17 protein-coding genes and 1 pseudogene are annotated in these 18,625 nt (G+C 30.0%); 3 read left to right on the top strand and 15 right to left on the bottom strand.

From position 1 onward, the window contains the following. Window positions 1-2: 2 nt before the first annotated feature. The gene (gene speB / locus AC5SLL_RS01345) at window positions 3-968 is read right to left on the bottom strand and encodes an agmatinase (protein WP_494573410.1); all 966 of its coding nucleotides are present in this window, start codon (window positions 966-968) and stop codon (window positions 3-5) included. A 55-nt stretch (window positions 969-1,023) separates the two neighbouring features. Here speB and AC5SLL_RS01340 point away from each other — a divergent pair, with 55 nt between their 5' ends. From AC5SLL_RS01340 to AC5SLL_RS01330, 3 genes are all read left to right on the top strand, one after another. Next, window positions 1,024-1,773 carry a putative zinc-binding metallopeptidase gene (locus AC5SLL_RS01340; protein WP_494586785.1) on the top strand — a complete coding sequence of 250 codons (750 nt, stop codon included), beginning with the start codon at window positions 1,024-1,026 and terminating at the stop codon, window positions 1,771-1,773. A gap of 23 nt (window positions 1,774-1,796) precedes the next feature. Beyond that, entirely contained in the window at window positions 1,797-2,441 is a 645-nt protein-coding gene (locus AC5SLL_RS01335) for a peptidylprolyl isomerase (RefSeq protein ID WP_494586784.1), read from the top strand. A gap of 76 nt (window positions 2,442-2,517) precedes the next feature. Then, on the top strand, window positions 2,518-3,675 hold the full coding sequence (locus tag AC5SLL_RS01330; protein WP_494586783.1) for a primosomal protein: 1,158 nt from the start codon (window positions 2,518-2,520) through the stop codon (window positions 3,673-3,675). Here the strand turns inward: AC5SLL_RS01330 and AC5SLL_RS01325 are convergent. The 14 genes and pseudogenes from AC5SLL_RS01325 to AC5SLL_RS01260 form a co-directional block, all read right to left on the bottom strand. Next, the gene (locus tag AC5SLL_RS01325) at window positions 3,672-5,894 is read right to left on the bottom strand and encodes a 3-hydroxyacyl-CoA dehydrogenase/enoyl-CoA hydratase family protein (protein ID WP_494586782.1); all 2,223 of its coding nucleotides are present in this window, start codon (window positions 5,892-5,894) and stop codon (window positions 3,672-3,674) included. The two genes, AC5SLL_RS01330 and AC5SLL_RS01325, sit on opposite strands and share 4 nt — an antisense overlap. A gap of 16 nt (window positions 5,895-5,910) precedes the next feature. Further along, window positions 5,911-6,765: an ABC transporter permease gene (locus AC5SLL_RS01320; protein WP_494573405.1), complete on the bottom strand. Its 855-nt coding sequence runs from the start codon at window positions 6,763-6,765 to the stop codon at window positions 5,911-5,913. 3 nt (window positions 6,766-6,768) lie between these two features. Then, entirely contained in the window at window positions 6,769-8,016 is a 1,248-nt protein-coding gene (locus tag AC5SLL_RS01315; RefSeq protein ID WP_494586781.1) for an ABC transporter permease, read from the bottom strand. Window positions 8,017-8,083: 67 nt separating this feature from the next. After that, on the bottom strand, window positions 8,084-9,199 hold the full coding sequence (locus AC5SLL_RS01310; protein WP_494586780.1) for an extracellular solute-binding protein: 1,116 nt from the start codon (window positions 9,197-9,199) through the stop codon (window positions 8,084-8,086). Window positions 9,200-9,343: 144 nt separating this feature from the next. Continuing rightward, a complete protein-coding gene (locus AC5SLL_RS01305) occupies window positions 9,344-10,432 on the bottom strand; it encodes an ABC transporter ATP-binding protein (protein WP_494573402.1) in 1,089 nt (362 codons plus the stop codon). Window positions 10,433-10,481: 49 nt separating this feature from the next. After that, window positions 10,482-11,648, bottom strand: a complete 1,167-nt coding sequence (locus tag AC5SLL_RS01300; protein ID WP_494586779.1) for a M24 family metallopeptidase — start codon at window positions 11,646-11,648, stop codon at window positions 10,482-10,484. Window position 11,649: 1 nt separating this feature from the next. After that, a pseudogene (gene panB / locus AC5SLL_RS01295) lies at window positions 11,650-12,422 on the bottom strand (3-methyl-2-oxobutanoate hydroxymethyltransferase). 81 nt (window positions 12,423-12,503) lie between these two features. Beyond that, window positions 12,504-14,069, bottom strand: a complete 1,566-nt coding sequence (gene guaA / locus AC5SLL_RS01290) for a glutamine-hydrolyzing GMP synthase (protein ID WP_494586778.1) — start codon at window positions 14,067-14,069, stop codon at window positions 12,504-12,506. Continuing rightward, entirely contained in the window at window positions 14,059-14,496 is a 438-nt protein-coding gene (locus AC5SLL_RS01285; RefSeq protein WP_494586777.1) for a hypothetical protein, read from the bottom strand. The genes guaA and AC5SLL_RS01285 overlap by 11 nt, the downstream gene beginning before the upstream one ends. After that, window positions 14,496-15,572, bottom strand: coding sequence for an IMP dehydrogenase (gene guaB / locus AC5SLL_RS01280; protein WP_494586776.1), 1,077 nt, complete (start codon window positions 15,570-15,572; stop codon window positions 14,496-14,498). Before guaB ends, AC5SLL_RS01285 begins: the two co-directional genes overlap by 1 nt. A gap of 37 nt (window positions 15,573-15,609) precedes the next feature. Further along, the gene (locus AC5SLL_RS01275) at window positions 15,610-16,221 is read right to left on the bottom strand and encodes an RlmE family RNA methyltransferase (RefSeq protein ID WP_494586775.1); all 612 of its coding nucleotides are present in this window, start codon (window positions 16,219-16,221) and stop codon (window positions 15,610-15,612) included. Beyond that, the gene (locus tag AC5SLL_RS01270) at window positions 16,222-17,133 is read right to left on the bottom strand and encodes a glycosyltransferase (protein WP_494573395.1); all 912 of its coding nucleotides are present in this window, start codon (window positions 17,131-17,133) and stop codon (window positions 16,222-16,224) included. Continuing rightward, window positions 17,134-17,937 carry a CDP-diacylglycerol--serine O-phosphatidyltransferase gene (pssA, locus tag AC5SLL_RS01265; protein ID WP_494586774.1) on the bottom strand — a complete coding sequence of 268 codons (804 nt, stop codon included), beginning with the start codon at window positions 17,935-17,937 and terminating at the stop codon, window positions 17,134-17,136. A gap of 3 nt (window positions 17,938-17,940) precedes the next feature. Beyond that, window positions 17,941-18,588: a phosphatidylserine decarboxylase gene (locus AC5SLL_RS01260; RefSeq protein WP_494573393.1), complete on the bottom strand. Its 648-nt coding sequence runs from the start codon at window positions 18,586-18,588 to the stop codon at window positions 17,941-17,943. Window positions 18,589-18,625: the final 37 nt, after the last annotated feature.

The raw sequence follows: 18,625 nt of genomic DNA, 5'->3' as shown, positions 1-18,625 counted from the left end.
CCTTATCTTTTAGTTTTTGCAAATAAATTAGTTAGCTCATAAACAATTGTTGCAGCAGCTAATGATGTAACTTCTGCATGATCATATGCTGGTGAAACTTCAACTACATCTGCAGATATTAAATTTAAACCTGACAAACCTCTTATAACATTAACCATTTCTCTTGTAGTCATTCCTGCAATTTCAGGTGTTCCAGTTCCTGGAGCAAAAGCTGGATCTAAAACATCTATATCGATTGAAAGATACAGTGGATTATCTCCTACTCTTTGTCGTATTCTTTCTGCAATTTTATCTGTTCCTTGTGTTTGAAAATCATCACAATGAATAATCTTAAAACCAAACTCTTCATCATTTTTAATATCATTTCTGCTATAAAGAGGACCCCTGATCCCTACATGCATAGATGCATCATCAAGAAATAAATTTTCTTCACGAGCTCGTCTAAATGGTGTTCCATGAGTGTAAGGTGCTCCAAAATATGTATCCCAAGTATCTAAATGAGCATCAAAATGAACTAGTGCAACTGGTCCGTTATTTTCTTTATTAATAGCTCTTAAAAGCGGAAGTGCAATTGTGTGATCTCCACCTAAACTTATTATACCACCAACTTTTTTTAAAAGCTCTGTCGCTCCTTCTTCTATTTGTTTAATGGCCTCATCAATATTAAATGGATTACAAGTTATATCTCCAGCATCTGCTACCTGCTGAACTTTGAATGGCTCAACATCATAACTTGGATGATAATTAGTTCTTAAATGTCGTGATGCCTGTCTAATGCTCATGGGTCCAAATCTAGCTCCAGGCCTATAACTTGTACCAGCATCAAAAGGTATTCCAACGATAGCTACATCACAATCTTTGACATCTCTTAATTCTGGCAGCCTTGCGAAGGTGGAAGGTCCAGCAAATCTTGGTACTTTAGTTCCACTAACTGGCTGAACAGGGTTTTTATTTTTTTCTTTTTTCATCTAAATAAAATGTACCACATTCTTTGAATTTGGAATATCTTCTATATTACTATTTATGAAGCTATTTAAAGTAATTTTATTAATAATTTTTTTTATTACACCTTTAAAAGCAAACACTATCTATAATCTGATTAAGATACCTAACTTAGAACTTTATCAAATCGATAAAAAAAATCAGCTTAGATATTTGTACGCTTCAAGCTCGTTTAGATTAGGAGTTAAAAAAAATATAGTATGCATGAACTCTACCAAAGAAGATTATAACAAAAAATTTGATTTAATTAGTTATAACCTTAATAAATACTCAAAAGACTTTTTAAAAAAAATAAACTTAAGATACGTAGTTATGTGTGAAAATTTATCAATTTCTGGAATTAATACTGCTGGGATACCAGATAACATTATGAAGACTTTGATATTAGACATCAAGTTTAATGAAAAGTATTTTAAAAGAACAATTCACCATGAGGTTTTTCATTTAATCAATGATAGCTTTAAAGAAATTTTCAATGAAGATGAGTGGGTTAAATTTAATAATAAAAATTTTAAATATGCCGATTGTTCTACTTGCACTAAAAAACTTGGGTTAAATACTTATACAAATACAAATGGTTTTTTTACTGAATATTCTCAATCTACACCCTCTGAAGATATGGCAGAAACATTTTCTCATATAATGACTTTAAGTCCAAAAAAATTAAAAGAAATTAATGATGCAGACAATATTTTAAAAAATAAAGTTGAATTTATAAAATATAGGCTATTAAAAATTTATAAAGATTTTAAATTTTCAGAAGAATTTTAAACAAGTGTGGATTTAACAGTAAAATGATTAAAAAAATTAAAGCAACGTTATTTGAAAAAATAATATTTGTATTTTTGATAATTTTGGCTTCAGTTACTCTAGGTTCTTATTATATTATAAAAAATAAATGTTTATTTGTTAAAAATCATAATCCTGAAAATATCAATTTTGAAAAACCAGAAAACATAGTAATTCTTAATGCACCGTGTGGAAATGTAATTATTGAGCTGTACCCAAATGTGTCTCCAAAAGGTGTTGAAAGATTTAAAACGTTAATAAAATCTGGCTTGTATGATGACGTAGCTTTTCATAGAGTGATAAAAGATAAATTAGTCCAAGCAGGTGACTTAGAGTTTGGTAAAAAAAATTCAATTAATTATGGTAAAATTGGAACAGGCAAGTCTGGCTTAGGTACTATTAGATCTGAAGTAGATAATGATTTTAGCTTTACAAAAGGAAGTGTGGGTTTGGCAAGAACTTTTAAGAATGATACAGAAGACAGTCAATTTTTTATAATTCTGCAAGATGAACCATTGTTCGAGGGCGAATATACACCTGTAGGAAAAGTTCTTTATGGTTTAGAAATTTTAAAGAAAATTAAATATCAACGACATTCAGAATATATATTGAGACCTGATTTCATTAACTCATTTAGAATGCTAAATTGAGAAATAAACTATAAGTTGAACCCATTATAGTCAATCATGGTCTTTTTTTATCCTCTAAATTTTGGTTAAATAATGTGTGAAAAATGTAATAGAAGACAAAATTAAAATACTTAAAAAAAGTAATAGTAAAATTCTGAAAGAGCCTATTGCTGCTATAAAAAAATTAAATTTTCAAAAACTTAATATCATTAAATCATTTTCTATAAACAAAACTTTAACTAATTTTAAAGAAAAATTAAGAAAAGCTGAATTAGAAAGAATTAAGACTTTAAAAAAGAATAAAATAAAACAAGCTAAACAAGAAAAACTTCAACAACAAAAACAAAAATTAGAGGAGGCTCGTCAAATCAAAAGGGAGCAAGATTTAAAAGAAAAAGAAGAAAAAAAAAGAATACTTGATCAAGAAAAACAGAGAATAAAAATTCAAAAACAACAACAACTTATTGAAAATCAAAAAATTAAACTAGAACAACAGCGGGTGCAAGCTGAAGCGCAAAGAATTAAGGACGAAGAAGAAAAAAAAATCAGAGAAGATGATTTAAAATTAAAAGAAGAAAAAATAAGATTAGAATATTTAGAAAAACAAAGAATAAGATTAGAAAGACAAAAAATTAAAGAAGAAGAAGAAAAAATAAAAAATATTGAAAAAGAGAAATTAGAAACGGAAAGAAGAATAGCAAGAGATGAAAAACAGAGGCTAAAAGATATTCAAATTGCCAAACAATTAGAAGAGCAACGTAGACTGGATGAAGAGGAGCGTAAATTAAAATATCAAGAACAAAAACTTAAAGAAGCTGCAGAGCGAATAAAGGATATTGAAGCTCAAAGATTAAGAGAAATTGAAATCCAAAAACTTAAAGAAGTTGAGGAATTGAGAAAAAAAGAAGAAGAATTTAGATTAAAAGAAAAAAAAGAAATTGAAGAGTTAAGGGCCTTAAGACAAAAAGATGAAGAATATAAAAAGAGACAGATAGAAATTAAAAAGAAAGAAGAAGAAATTAGATTGAGAGAGATTGAAGAACAAAAGGCTCATGATGCAAGAATTGCTGAAGAAAAAAGAATAGAAGAAGAAAATGCAAGAATTAAAGAATGGGAAAGAAGATTTGATGAGGAGCAAAGAAAAAAAGAAGAAGAAATGATAAAAAAACTAAATGAACGAGAAAATTCATTTAAGCACGAAAAAGATTCAGAAGAAAATAGTTTATCTGCAAACAATCAAACAAAAGAAAATTAATTTACCAAAGGTTTACCAGTAGCTAGAGTATGTTTGATTCTATCTTGAGTTTCTTTTGTTTCAATTAATTTCATAAATGCGTCTAGTTCTAATTTAAATAAATCATTCTCTGATAATGTTTTATCTATTGTAGTGTCACCACCACTTAATACATTCGCTAATTCTTTTGCAACTATTACTCCATGATCTAAGATTATTTTTTCATTATAAAGATTATCTAAAATTTTATTCATATCTTCCAATACTGATTTTCCAGGAAGATTGAATTTAAGCTCTTCTGGTGCTTTAAAGTCTGTGTTCTCCATTATAATTTTTTTTGAGACTTCAAATAAACTGTTTCTATTCATTATTTTTTTATCCTCTGGCATCAAATATTTCATTGGTTCTGCCTCTACAGGTGAGGTTGCGGTTTTACCGTAACCGATAATATCAAACACTTTTAAAGGTGCAAAATTAGGATCTTTTTTAGCTTCATCTGTATCAAGCCATCTAGCTAACATTTCTTTACATCCGCCACCTGCTGGAATTAATCCTACAATAGTTTCAACTAATCCGACTACAATATTGGTATGTGATGCTACAAAGTTGCTTTGAACCATTACCTCAAAACCACCACCTAATGTTAATCCTGATGGGGCTGAAATTACTGGATATTTTGAATATTTTAGGTGTTTACAAGTTTCTTGGAAATATTTAATAAATTTTTCAATTGATTTGAAATCTCTTTTATCTGCAAACTCCATTGTGTAAGTTAGATTAACACCAGCTGAAAATTGCATACTTTCATTGATTATTATTAATGGTTTATCGGTTGCTTTCTTTAATGCATCCATCGAATCGTAATCAAGTGCATTAGCTTTAGTTGTAAATTCAACAATATTATAATCATTAAATCTATAAATCTTTGCAGAATTATTTCCATCAACACTTGAGGCAGTTTTTTTTACTTTTCCTAAAGTTTCAATATTTGTGTACTTTTGCCTTTCACCATAAAAATTTTCATTTTTATTTTTTGATAACTCCTCTAAAAAGTTATTTCCTTTAAAATCATCTATTTTATCAAAGAAATTTTTAACTCCTATTTCATCAAGCATCTCAAATGGACCTTTTGACCAGTTAAAACCAAGTCTCATTGCTTCATCAATATCATTAAATTCTTTGGTAATTTTTGGAACTAATGAGGATGCATATTTGATTATTTTAGATATAACTGACCAAGCATAATCTCCATATTTGTCTTTTCTATTAATTAATCTCTTTAAATCTACTTGGTCTGTTTTAATATCAATCTTTTTACTAATTGAATAATCACCAGTTTCAAGATTGATTGCTTCCATGACTTTGATAGATCCTGTTTTATTCATTCTATAAAAACCACCCTTACCTTTTCTACCTGTATAACCTGTTTCAATTAATTTTTTCACCAATGGAATTTCTTTTGCTACCTCGTGAAACTCATCAGATTTTGGCAATTCTTTAATAAAACTTTTTAATACATCGGCCATTAAATCAATTCCAATTAAATCATATAATCCAAATACACCTGTTTTTGGAATACCCATTGGTCTTCCAAAAATTGCATCGGCTTCTTCTATTGAAAGTTTCATTTTAAAAGCTTCAGTCATCGCCACTTGCATTGCGTATACACCAACTCTATTTCCTAAAAAACCTGGAGTATCATTACAAATTATAGCTCCTTTGCCTAATTCAACTTCACAAAATTTTTTTAATTGGTTAATCTTATTAAGGTCATTATTTTCATTTTTAACTATCTCTAAAAGACCCATATATCTAACTGGATTAAAAAAGTGTGTAATACAAAAATCTTTTTTTTCAATATTTGTTAAATGTTCAGATAATATCTTAATTGGAATTGATGAGGTGTTTGAAGAAACTATTGCTCCATCTTTTCTTACTTTGAATATTTTTTCATAAATTTGATGCTTAATATCAATTCTTTCAACCACTGCTTCAACAACCCAGTCTGCATCTTTAACTGCATCAAAATTATCTGATATATTTCCAACTTTAATATTATTGATTTTAGATTTATCAATTAATAATGGTGGTTTTGATTTATGAATTCGATCTCTTGCTTTTTCACTAATCTCTGTCTTTAAATCTAATAAAGTTACAGGAATATTTGCATTGCAAAGATGTGCAGCTATTCCACTTCCCATTGTTCCAGAACCAATGACAACTACTTTTTTAATATCCATGAAATTTGAAAATATCTTATCGGTTAATTCCTCTTAGTCTCTCAGAACGTCTTCTTAAAAGTTCTGCGCTAACAAGAATTAAAGTTGACATAATAATCAAACATGTTGCAACAGCTAATATCGTTGGACTTAATTGCTCTCTTAAACCAACCCACATCTGAATTGGAATAGTTGTATTTTCTAATCCAGCTAAAAACAGAACAACTATCACTTCATCAAATGATGTTACAAACGCAAATAATGCACCAGAGATAACTCCTGGCGTGATTAAAGGTAATGTCACTTTCATAAAAGTATTAACAGGATTGCTTCCAAGACTTGCGGCTGCTCTTGTTACACTATGGTCAAAACCACTTAAAGTAGCTGTAACTGTTATAACAACAAATGGTGTTCCTAAAATTATATGAGATAAAATAATTCCAGTGTGTGTTGCGGCCAAGCCTACTTTTGCCATAAAGAAAAATATTGCTGTTCCTGAAATAATTAATGGAACGATCATCGGTGAAATTAACAAGGCCATAAATGCAGCTTTATACGGCATATGTCGACTGCTTAAACCAAGAGCAGCAACAGTTCCCAGGATCGTTGATCCTATGGTTGCAAAAAATGCAATAATTAAACTATTTTTTGTTGCTAAGCCCCAAGGATTTTTTGTTCCCCAAATCATGTCTTTATACCATCTCAAAGAAAAACCATCTGGGTCTAGCGCCAACATTTTTTCCGAAAAATGAATATATTGCTCAGCATTAAATGAAAGTGGTAGAATTACAAATAATGGAGCGATCAAGAAAAAGAATACTAGTCCACAAATAGTTAAATATGTGTAGTGCCAAATTCTGTAATGTATTGGTGTATAATTTGGTAAAGCCATAGTTTATCCTAGTTTAATATTATCTATTCCAACTAACTTATTATAAATCCAATAAATTGTTAAAACTCCAACCAACAACATTGTGCCTAATGCAGAAGCAAAAGCCCAGTCTAATGAACTCTTCATGTGATATGCAATTGTATTACTAATTAATGATCCACTAGCACCACCCACTAAAGCAGGAGTAATATAGTAACCAATTGAAATAATAAATACTAATAAACAGCCCGCACCAATTCCAGGCATAGTTAATGGAAAATAAATTTTAAAAAATGCTGTCAAAGGTGTGCCACCCAATGATTTTCCTGCTCTCATTAAGCTTGGAGAAATCGTTTTCATTACACTGTAAAGCGGCAATACCATAAAAGGTAAAAGAATTTGTGTCATTGCAACAAAAGTTCCAATTACATTATACATTAGTTCTGGCCTATTATCATTAGCAGCAAAACCTAACCAGACAATTAAATCATTAATCGGGCCTTGTTGTTGAAGTAATACCATCCAGCTTGAAGTTCTAACTAATAATGAAGTCCAGAAAGGAAGTAAAACACAGATCATCAATAAGTTACTATATTTCATAGGCAATGTAGCCAATAAATGTGAAATTGGATAAGCTAAACAAAAACAAAAAACTGTCACCCAAAAAGCTACATTTATAGTTCTTAACCATAAAATTTTATGTATTTTTCTATCTTCAGCTACTTCAACAATGTTTCTTTTATCGTCAAATTTTAAATCCATTCCTTTTAAATACTTTGCATAAGACCATTTGGGAGCTGTATTTTTTAAAGCTACCCAATATTCAACTTCATTCCATATTTTGTGAGTTGCCATGAACTGCTCTTTATAATTTCCTTCTTCAAATTTTTTAATTTTTCTATTTGTTTTTTTTAATCCACTACTAAAACCAGATTTTTCATAATTTAATCTTTGATAAAGTTTTCCCGCTTCTTTAGCCATAGCTAGCGGATAAAAATCCTTGTAAAATGCTTCATATACTTTTTCATCTGGTAAATCTTTACCATCCCACTGCTCTAGTGCTGCAAAGGTATTCGGCAACTTACTTGTAATCATTCTATCATCAACGCTTCTAAACAACATATCGCCGATTGGGAACACGTAAGTAATTAAAAGAAATAAAAATAAAGGACCCACAAGCATTAATGCTCTTATCTTGTTTCTTCTCTCGGCTTTTTTTAAACTAACCTCAAGAGGTACACCATCAGATGATAAAATTTGTTCTGTGCTCATAATAAAAAAAGGGCGGTTACATAATAACCGCCCTTTAAATAAAATAAAAGTTTAATCTATAATTAAATTACAGACCAGCTTTCATAGCTTCCCATTTTTCACCAATTTCATCCTGGTTATCTGCCCAGAACTCAGGGTTCATAAGAATGTATGCTTTAGTGTTCGCAGGTGCTGTTGGCATATGTGGTACCATGTTAGTTTTACCATCTTTAAACCAAGGCTCTCCCGCTTCCATGATAGCAATTGAAGATTTTCTCCAAGGAGCGTAAGCAATATACTTAGCACTTCCTGCTAGACCTTCAGTACTTGTCATTTCTCTAAGAACTTTCATAGCTTTACCGTTAGCATCGTTAGGTCCACCTTTAACCATAGCGAAATACTCATAGTCAAGAATTTGTGAATCCCATACTTGCACAATTGGAGTTCCTTCCATTTGTGCGTTAAAGAATCTACCATTCCAACCAGTAGCCATAACAACTTCACCATTAGCTAATAGTTCTGGTGGCTGAGCTCCAGCATTCCAGAATACACATCCGCCATTTGGATCTTGGCAAAGTTTTTTAATAGCAGCAATTGCTTTATCAACTCCACCTTTTTCAAGTGATTTGTAAATCTTATCACCACCTTTACCAGCTTTTGTTCCAGTGCCAGCTAAAGCTAATTCTAAGTTAGACATTGCACCTTTGTAGATAGCTCTTTTACCAGGAAACTTTTTAGTATCAAAAAAGTCTTTCGCTGATTTTGGAGTACCTTTTACATTATTCTTGTTGTAAGCAAAGTTCCAAGAGTAAAGAATGTTTCCAACTGCACACTTAGAAGGCATGCCTGTGAAAAAGTCTTTACTTGCTGGTGTTCCATCTGGAGCAGGAGCGAAGTCTTTGTCGAAATCGAATTCAACAAAAATACCTTCGTCACAGCCAATGATAGTGTCTTTTGCGTACACATCAATGATGTCCCAAGTGATTTTTCCAGCTTCTTTTTGTGCTTTGATCTCTGATAATCCACCAGTGTAGTCTACCCAGTTAACAGGTATTCCAAGCTTTTTAGCTGTTGGATCTCCATAGCCTAATTTTTGACTTTCTGTATAAGCTCCACCCCATGACACTACAGTAACTGCAAATGCCGAAGTAGTAATAGAAAGTACAAATGATAAGGCTAACAATAGTTTACTTAGTTTTTTCATTTATCCTCCGTTTAAACGTTTTTTTAAAAAAGAAAGTAAAACAAGATCAGAATGATGAGTCAACAGTTGAATCTGGGTTTTTTACCTTTATTTATGTATGAATATTATAAAGATTGAGTAGAAATTATATAAGGTTTTATTTTTTTATTTAGGATCTAAGGCTCTACTATCAATAGCATTCCAGCCAACATTTATTTCATTTCCAAGTTTGATATCTAGGTTTGATGAGCTATTTGGAATTTTTAAAATAAATTGTTCATTACCTAATATGTCCATTCTCAATCTAGTGTGATCTCCATGGTAAATTACTTCTTTAATTTTTCCTTTATGATTATTGTCCATTTTATCTTTTGGATTAATTAAAGCTCTTTCTGGTCTTAAAGATACAGTAGTTTTATCACCTTTAGCTTTTACAGAAATAGGATTAGCTAAAATTTCAGTTCCATTATTTAATTTAATCTTACAAGTGTTTCCAGACACATCGTTCACTGTTCCATTAAACGTGTTATTCTCACCAATAAATTCTGCCACAAAAGAATTAACTGGTTTTTCATAAAGATCATCAGGACTTGAAAGTTGTTGAACTTTCCCATCATTAAATACTGCAATTCTATTTGACATTGTTAATGCTTCAGTTTGGTCATGAGTAACATACACAACTGTTACACCAATACTTTCATGAATATGTTTTATTTCATATTGCATGCTTTCTCTTAAATTTTTATCTAATGCGCCTAGTGGTTCATCCATCAAAACAAGCTTTGGATCAAACACCAGTGATCTAGCCACTGCTACCCTTTGTTGTTGTCCACCAGATAATTGCATTGGCATTCTAGCTTCAAAACCTTGAAGCGATACCATTGATAAAGCTTTGTCAATTTTTTTATCAGCTTCATCTTTTGGAATTTTTCTAACTCTTAATGGAAATGCTAAATTCTCATAAACTGTCATATGAGGAAACAAAGCATAGTTTTGGAACACCATTCCAATTCCTCTTTTGTGAGGTGGAATGTTTGAAATAACATTATTATCTAAATAAATTTCACCATGAGTTGGAGTTTCAAAACCAGCCAACATCATTAAACATGTTGTTTTACCCGAACCAGAGGGTCCTAACATAGTTACAAATTCACCTTCTTGAATATCTAAGTTTAATCCCTTAACAACTAAGACTTTTCCATCGTAGCTTTTATCGACATTATCAAATTTTACGAATTCACTATTTTTTGACATACGAGATATTTAAAACATTTGTGGAGATATTAATCAAGCCCTTTATTGGTCATTTAATATGTAAGTCTCTTGAAAAATTATAAAATAATTCACTACCCTTCTCTGTAACTCTAATAGCTTCAGATGCTTCCACACCCCAGTTTCCAAATTGCATTACAGCAATCATGTGGAATGTTACGTTTGGTTCTAAAATTGTCATATCCCCTTTAGATATATTTAGAGTATGTTCACCCCAATCAGGTGGGTAACCAATTCCAATAGAATATCCAGTACGCGAGGTTTTTTCTATGCCATACTTATCAAGAACCTTCCAAAATGCCTGGGCCACATCATCTGCTGTTTTCCCAGGTTTAATAGCATCTATTCCTGCTTGAAGAGCCTCATTAGTTTTTTTCATTGTATCAATTTTAAGCTGGTCAGGTTTTCCAAGTAATACTGTTCTAGCCATTGGGCAATGATATTTTTTATGGGATCCTGCAATTTCAACAATTGTTGCTTCACCTTCAACAAATTTATCTTGCGTCCATGTTAAATGTGAGGCTGACGTACCTTTTCCTGTTGGAAGCATTGGAACAATAGATGCATAATCACCCCCAAATTCAGGAGTTCCTTTTATAAGCGCAGCTTGTATTTCAGAAACAGCATCACATTGTCTAAGTCCTGGATTAATTACCTCAAAAGCTTTTTGCATTCCAGTTTGAACTATCTTTGATGCAGCTTTCATATAATCAATTTCTGAATCTGATTTTACAACTCTTGCCCAATTGACTAATCTTTTGCAATCTAAAATTTTAGCATTAGGTAAACCTGTTTTAATTTTTTCATAACAGTAAGCAGTGAAATAATGACTATCCATTTCAACACCAATGGAAAGTTTTTCCCATTTTCTTTCTTTAATAATATCAGTTAAAGCATCATAGGGATGAAGTGGCCAATTATGGATATATTTTTCACCATATTTTATAATATTTTCATCTTTTAAATAAGTTTTAATATATGCGCCACCTGCATCTTGGTCTCTAACAAAGCATAATGGTTCATCTGCATTAAGATGTATTATTACACACTGGGCATAATAAAATGACCAGGCATCGTAGCCTGTTAGATAATTCATGTTTGATGGATCTTGTGAAATTAACAATTCGATGCCATTATCTTGCATCATTTTTTGAACTTTTTTTAATCTATTTTTATATTCTTCTTTTGTAAAATTCATTTTAATAAGAGTGTTTCATTTTTGGAAATTTTTTATTTTTAACATCATTTTTAAAAGATATCGTAGCTTTATTAATAATTTTTTTTAAATTAATGTATTTTTTAATAAACCTAACATTGATTGAATTAAGTCCTAACAAATCATCAGTAACCAATACCTGACCATCACAATTTACAGAAGCACCAATTCCAATAGTTGGAATATTTATTGATTTTGTAACTTCTTTTGCAAGAGAACTTTCAATGCATTCTAAAACCATCGAAAAAACACCGGCCTCTTCTAAAATTTTTGAATCTTTTAAAATTTGTGCTCTTTCAGTTAACTTCTTTCCCTTAAATTTAAAACTTTTTGCAGATTGAGGCAAAACTCCCAGGTGTCCCATTACCGGTATCTTATTTTTAACCAGTGTTTTTATTATTTGAGCAACTTTTTTTCCACCCTCTAATTTTACAGCATCACACTTAGTTTTTGATATTATTTTCTTAGCATTGTTAAGAGCTTCTCGTGAATTTCTATAAGTGTTATGAGGCATATCTACTACTAATAAGCTTTTTTTAACACCCTGTCTTACACTTTTGGAATGTTCAATCATCATATCAAGTGTAACTTTTTTTGTAGAAGAAAAATTGTAAAGAACTGATCCAAGAGAGTCTCCTACTAAAATAAGATCACAATGTTTATCTATAATAGATGCGATATTCTTTGAATAAGCGGTAAGGCTTATAATTTTAGATTTATTTTTTTTTTTATAAAATCTATAATTTTTTTATTCATTTCTTTTTCTGGTTTCTATACTTGACCTAAGACTGTAACTAATATTAAAGATATTTCATAATTTAATATTTTATAGCAAAGTTACTCTAATTCAATGGTACTTGGTGGTTTTGATGTTACGTCATAAACCACTCTATTTATGCCCCTAATATTATTAATGATTTGATTGGAGATTGCTTGCATAAAGCCTTTTGGAAAATCAAAAAAATCTGCTGTCATTCCATCTTCTGATGTAATTGCTCTTAATAAACAAATATGTTCATAAGTTCGGTTATCTCCCATTACACCAACTGTTTTTACTGGCAATAAAGCGGCATAAGCTTGCCAAATTTTATCATATAAACCGTAATCTTTTAAAGCCTTGATGAAATAATAGTCCGCTTCTTTTAAAATGGTAATTTTTTCTCTAGTTATATTTCCTGGCATTCTTATTGCTAAACCAGGACCTGGAAATGGATGTCTAGATATTATATCTTTTGATAAATTTAGTTCTAACCCAAGTTTTCTAACTTCATCTTTAAAAAGAAATTTCAATGGTTCAACTAATTCTAATTTCATTCTTTTTGGTAAACCTCCTACATTATGATGGGATTTAATTTTTGATGTCTGACTTCCTGTAACCGACTTACTTTCTATTAAATCAGGATAAAGAGTACCTTGAGCAAGAAACTTTACATTCTTTATTTTTTTTGCGTATCTTTCAAATATTTTAATAAATAAATTTCCAATAATTTTTCTTTTTTTTTCAGGATCAGATATGTTAGTTAATTTATTAATAAATTCTTTTTCTGCATTAACATAAACTAAATTTATTTTTAATTTTTTTTTGAATGTATTGACTACTTGTTTTTCCTCATTTTTTCTTAAAAGACCATTATTAACAAATATACAGGTAAGGTTTTTTCCAATAGCTTTACTCAATAATTGAGCAACAACACTACTGTCCACTCCACCCGATAGACCACAAATTACTTTATTTTTACCTACTTGTTTCTTTATGGCTCTGATTAATTCTAATTTTTGATCTTTTGAAGACCAATTTTTTTTGATTTTACATATATAAAAAACAAAATTACGTAATAAGATTTTACCCTTAAAAGTATGGGTTACTTCAGGGTGAAACTGTACACCATAATAATTATCTTTAGTATTTTCAATTATTGCTAATTTTGAATTTTTTGAGGATGCAATAATTTTAAAATTTTTTGGCATTTTAGATACTTGATCTGCATGGCTCATCCATACATTGTTACTGTTGTCTTTATTAAAAAAATTTTTTGTTAGTTTGCTATTTGAAATCTTTTTAATAGTTGCTAGACCAAACTCTCTATGTTTAGATTTTTTAACACGTCCACCTAGTTCTTTGGACAGTATTTGATGTCCAAAACATATTCCTAAAACTGGTATTTTTAAGCTTAATATCTTTTTATCAAATTTAAATTTATCATTTTCATATACATTAAGTGGACCGCCTGAGAGAATTATTCCACCAATGTTATTATTAATAATATGATTTATTTTTATTTTTTTATGACTAATGATTTCTGAAAAAACACCAAATTCTCTTACCCTTCTTGCAATAAGCTGTGTAAATTGAGACCCAAAATCTATTATTAGAATTTTGGTGAGCTTATTATTAAGACTCATTTTTTGGTTCCAAATCTTTTAAAGACTGTAAAATAATTTTTTCTTTACCACATAACTCAATGCAAATTTTAGAGAAACTTTGGGCCAATTCTCTAACTTTTAAATAATTGCTTCTTTTAAGTTCTATTTCCATAAGCATATAATTTGCTTCTTCATTTTTAGGTTCTAGTAACAAAACTGTATCTATATTCTTTTTTTCTTCTTTTTTATTTTCTTCAATATTAAAAATTTTTGCTAGATATAAATATGATTTTTCATCTTTAGGATTGAATACTATTCCTCTTTGAAATAAAAACTTGGCCTCTTCATAACTTTTTTCATCGTATTTAATTTTTCCCTCTTCAAAAAAATTATCTTCTGCAAAAGATAAATTCGAAATATTTAAAAATACAAAAATTATAAAGACTAGTTTGTTAAATTTAATCATTAGTATTTGCTGTCACTCTTTACTTCATCAACATTATGAACCATACTTTCATAAAATCCTGCTTTTGTTATTTTTACAAAATTAGGTTTAGTTTTTAGATATAAAACTTTTTTTGCGCCCAAATAGCCCATAGAAGATTTTAATCCTCCGATTAATTTATAAATTATATTTTTAACATCACCTTTATATTTAACAAAACCCTCTACACCTTCTGGTACATATTTGGATGAATCTTTTTGTTTTTTTTGAAAATATCTATCAGCAGAACCTTTATTCATTGCTCCCACGGAACCCATTCCTCTAAAACTTTTAAATAATTTTCCATTTTTTTTTATTAGTTTTCCTGGTGTCTCTGTGCTTCCAGCAAATAATGAACCAATCATTACAGCATCTGCTCCTGCTGACAATGCTTTTGCAATATCACCAGAATATTTAATTCCACCATCAGAAATTATTTTTGTTTTATTATTTTTTATCCCTTGTTTAACTGCTAGGATTGCACTCAATTGAGGTACACCAATACCAGCTACCAATCTAGTAGTACAAATTGAACCAGGTCCAATACCAACTTTAACTATATCTACACCTAATTTTATTAAAAATTTTGCAGCATCCGCTGTAGCAATATTTCCAGCACACAAGGTTGTCTTTTTAGTTTTAATTTTCTTAATTGCTTTAACAATTTCAGCTACTTTTTTGCTGTGACCATGTGCTGTATCAACTACAATTAAATTAATTTGTTCTTTTAAAATCGCCTCTGCCCTTTTAAGTTCTAGTGGACCGGCTCCTACAGCAGCTCCAACTAATAATCCTTGTTTTTTTACTTTTCTAATTTCTTCAATTTGTTTTTTTATATTTAAATTTCTGTGAATTACACCAATGCCTCCTGCTTTAGCTATCGCTATTGCCATTTTACTTTCTGTAACAGTATCCATTGCTGATGATAACAAAGGTATTTTTAATGTTAAATTAGCTGATAATTTTGTGCTTGTGTCAACTTCTGAAGGTAAAACCCCTGAGTACTTCGGAGCCATTGTGACATCGTCAAAGGTGAGTGCTTCTTTAATAGGATCCATAATAATTTATATACGATTCCTTTTAAAAATAAAGTTACTATCTTAGAGTTTTACAAATAATAAAGCTTTCCTTAGATTCTTTTCTACTGGATTTTGGCTTAAATACCTTCACCTCTTTGAATATTTTTTTACCAAGTGCGACTATTTCGTTAAATGATGATCCTAAAAAAATTTTAGAAACAAATCTCCCATCTTTAACTAGCATTTCTTTCGAAAAGTTCATTGCTTCCATGGCAAGTTCCCCTGTATAAATTGCATCAATATCCTTTATGCCCGTTGTATTAACAGCCATATCTGACACGACAACATCAACTTTTGATTTGAATAAACCTTTTATTTTTTCTTGAGATTCTAAATCAGTAAAGTCTCCTTTTATTTGAATTATGTTTTCAATTGCTTCCATATTTTTTAAATCTATAGAAACTAATCTTCCACTTTTTACTGTCCTTGCTATATACTGAGACCAGCTACCGGGTGATGCGCCTAAGTCTATTACTGATATTCCATTTTTAAATATCTTAAATTTTTCATCTATTTCAATTAATTTATATGCAGATCTAGCTCGATACCCATCCACATGGGACTGTCTAACATAAATATCTCTTTTTTGTTTGTTGATCCAGTTTTTAGAGATTCTATTTTTTTTCAATTAATGACCAAATCTAAGACTTTTAGATAATATTTTTTGCTGGATAGTCTTAATATTAATTTTAACCTCTCTATCTAACCTCATATCTTTACCTGAGTCCCAAATTCCAGCAGCTAAGTGCATAATTCCTATTTTATAATTTGGTAAGTAAGGTTCAACGAATGTATTTTTAATTTCGTCAAATTTTGGTAATAAATTACTAGCAATCCAATTGCAATTTAATGGTAAAAATTCAGTTTCTAGATCATCTATATAAACTGACATATTGATAGCAAGACCCTCTGAACCAAAGATATTTCCACTTTTTAATGTTTGTTCTAGATTTTTTTGCCAAGAAGCCCAACCAGGTGAATTTTTTTCTAATGAAAAAACGCCAATATTTATATGAGGAGCAAAAGCTAATTTTCTAGCTTTATTAATTCCAACTTTTGATTTTATTGCATGTTTAAAATTTTGAGATTTAATTATTGCTACTTTACCAAACAGCCAATTTACTTTTGACATTATTTTGTATCCCGGTCCTAATGTTTGAGTAATTCCTAATTTGCCATTTTCACAAGCTTTAAAATATAATTCAACAGAATTCCAATCATTCACCCACGCGTCACAATCTATCCATAGAAATTTTTCATAACTGGGAAAATATTTTGGTAGAAATGCTCGAGATACTTGACTCTTTAGCCACTCTTTTCCTTTTACTTTAAATGCTGGAACATCAATATCCCATTCTGCTGATTTAATTTCATCAACCTTTTTAGATAATTCATTTTTTTGTTCTTCAGATAAACCGGCATCTAAAATACAAATTGCTGTATCTTTGCTTTTTTCAAAACTCTTAATAGAATCAACTAATTCATTAAGTAATTCAAAGTAATTTGAGTCAGCCAAAGATACAATTACGTTTTTTTTCATTTAGAGTATGTCTTCAAGATCTTCGACTTCTTGGTTTTCACCACTTAAAATCTTTTGTTTATAGGTTTTTTTATAACTGAAATATCCAAATGGAAGTAAGGTTATATAAATCAGGCCACAAATGACTAAGATTTTAAATGTATATATAAATAATAGACCAAAAAATAACACAACACCAAATAATACAAAAATTGTCATTCGACGAGGTATTGAGATCTTTTTAAATGCAAAAGTTGGTATTTTACTAATCAATAAAAATGAATTTACAATAAAGAATAATGGTACAAGAATATCATAATTAATATTAATTAAATTTATATCACTTAGACTTAATATTAATGGCATAAGAATTAAAATTCCTCCAGCGGGAGACGGAACACCCTCAAAATAATTATCTTTCCATGAAGGTTCAGTATTTGAAGTTACATTAAACCGCGCAAGTCTAAGGGCAACACAAACCACGTAGATCATTGTAAGTAACCAACCAAATTTACCAAAATTATTTAAAGACCAAAAATACATTATAAAAGCTGGAGCAACACCAAAACTAATTAAATCAGCTAATGAATCTAACTCCTTTCCAACCAACGAAGTGCCTTTTACTAATCTTGCAACTCTGCCATCTAGTGCATCAAAAACTGCAGCAAAAATAATAGCTATAATAGATAATTCAAATTTTTCATCTAATGCAAATTTAATAGAGCTAAGACCAATGCAAATATTGATTAGGGTAAGTGTATTTGGAAGAAGCATCCTTGCTTTTTTATCAGATACAATTTTAAAATTATTTTTGGGTTGTTCCATATGCTACCTCTTAGCTAATAGTGTTTCACCTGCGATTGTCTTTTGTCCAACTTTAACTAAAGGCTGATAATTTTCAAAATAGACATCAGCTCTACTTCCAAATCTGATCATTCCTATTCTATCACCTTGCTGTAGTTGTTGATCTTTAGATGACTCACATACAATTCTTCTTGCAATCAAGCCTGCAATCTGCACGACAATTACTTCTTCTCCTTGAGAGTTTGTAATTTTATAATAATTTCTTTCATTATCTTCACTTGCTTTATCAAGTGATGCATTTAAAAACTTTCCTGGTTTATAAAGTATTTCTGAAATTTTACCATCACATGGTGTTCTATTAACGTGGCAATCAAATACGTTCATAAAAATACTAATCTTTGTAAATTTTTTATCTTCCAAACCTAATTCTTTTGGTCCATCAACCTCATGAACCATTAAAACCTCTCCATCTGCTGGGCTTGTTAAGTAATTTTCATCATTGATTGAAATTCTCTCAGGATCTCTAAAAAAATAGTAAACCCATATAGATAGTACCAATCCAATTAATCCTAAAAAAGTACTAAACAAATACAAAAAAAAAGTTGCGATTATGGCTATTGCCAAAAACTTGTACCCTTCAGAATGAATTTTTGGAAAAACCTTGTCTAACATAAGCTTCTATTTGATAATATTTTATTAATATGTATAT

Source organism: Candidatus Pelagibacter sp. PS_43 (assembly GCF_059417795.1).
The sequence above is the reverse complement of the archived record's forward strand: the minus strand, read 5'-3'. Positions and strand labels throughout refer to the sequence as shown.

Bases quoted from the DNA above. Each gene is read 5' to 3' on its own strand.
- guaA (WP_494586778.1), bottom strand. From the start codon at position 14,069: ATGAGTCTTAATAATAAGCTCACCAAAATTCTAATAATAGATTTTGGG.
- pssA (WP_494586774.1), bottom strand. From the start codon at position 17,937: ATGGAACAACCCAAAAATAATTTTAAAATTGTATCTGATAAAAAAGCA.
- AC5SLL_RS01305 (WP_494573402.1), bottom strand. From the start codon at position 10,432: ATGTCAAAAAATAGTGAATTCGTAAAATTTGATAATGTCGATAAAAGC.
- AC5SLL_RS01340 (WP_494586785.1), top strand. From the start codon at position 1,024: ATGAAGCTATTTAAAGTAATTTTATTAATAATTTTTTTTATTACACCT.
- AC5SLL_RS01285 (WP_494586777.1), bottom strand. From the start codon at position 14,496: ATGATTAAATTTAACAAACTAGTCTTTATAATTTTTGTATTTTTAAAT.
- AC5SLL_RS01260 (WP_494573393.1), bottom strand. From the start codon at position 18,588: ATGTTAGACAAGGTTTTTCCAAAAATTCATTCTGAAGGGTACAAGTTT.
- AC5SLL_RS01270 (WP_494573395.1), bottom strand. From the start codon at position 17,133: ATGAAAAAAAACGTAATTGTATCTTTGGCTGACTCAAATTACTTTGAA.
- speB (WP_494573410.1), bottom strand. From the start codon at position 968: ATGAAAAAAGAAAAAAATAAAAACCCTGTTCAGCCAGTTAGTGGAACT.
- AC5SLL_RS01315 (WP_494586781.1), bottom strand. From the start codon at position 8,016: ATGAGCACAGAACAAATTTTATCATCTGATGGTGTACCTCTTGAGGTT.
- AC5SLL_RS01320 (WP_494573405.1), bottom strand. From the start codon at position 6,765: ATGGCTTTACCAAATTATACACCAATACATTACAGAATTTGGCACTAC.
- guaB (WP_494586776.1), bottom strand. From the start codon at position 15,572: ATGGATCCTATTAAAGAAGCACTCACCTTTGACGATGTCACAATGGCT.
- AC5SLL_RS01300 (WP_494586779.1), bottom strand. From the start codon at position 11,648: ATGAATTTTACAAAAGAAGAATATAAAAATAGATTAAAAAAAGTTCAA.
- AC5SLL_RS01325 (WP_494586782.1), bottom strand. From the start codon at position 5,894: ATGGATATTAAAAAAGTAGTTGTCATTGGTTCTGGAACAATGGGAAGT.
- AC5SLL_RS01335 (WP_494586784.1), top strand. From the start codon at position 1,797: ATGATTAAAAAAATTAAAGCAACGTTATTTGAAAAAATAATATTTGTA.
- AC5SLL_RS01310 (WP_494586780.1), bottom strand. From the start codon at position 9,199: ATGAAAAAACTAAGTAAACTATTGTTAGCCTTATCATTTGTACTTTCT.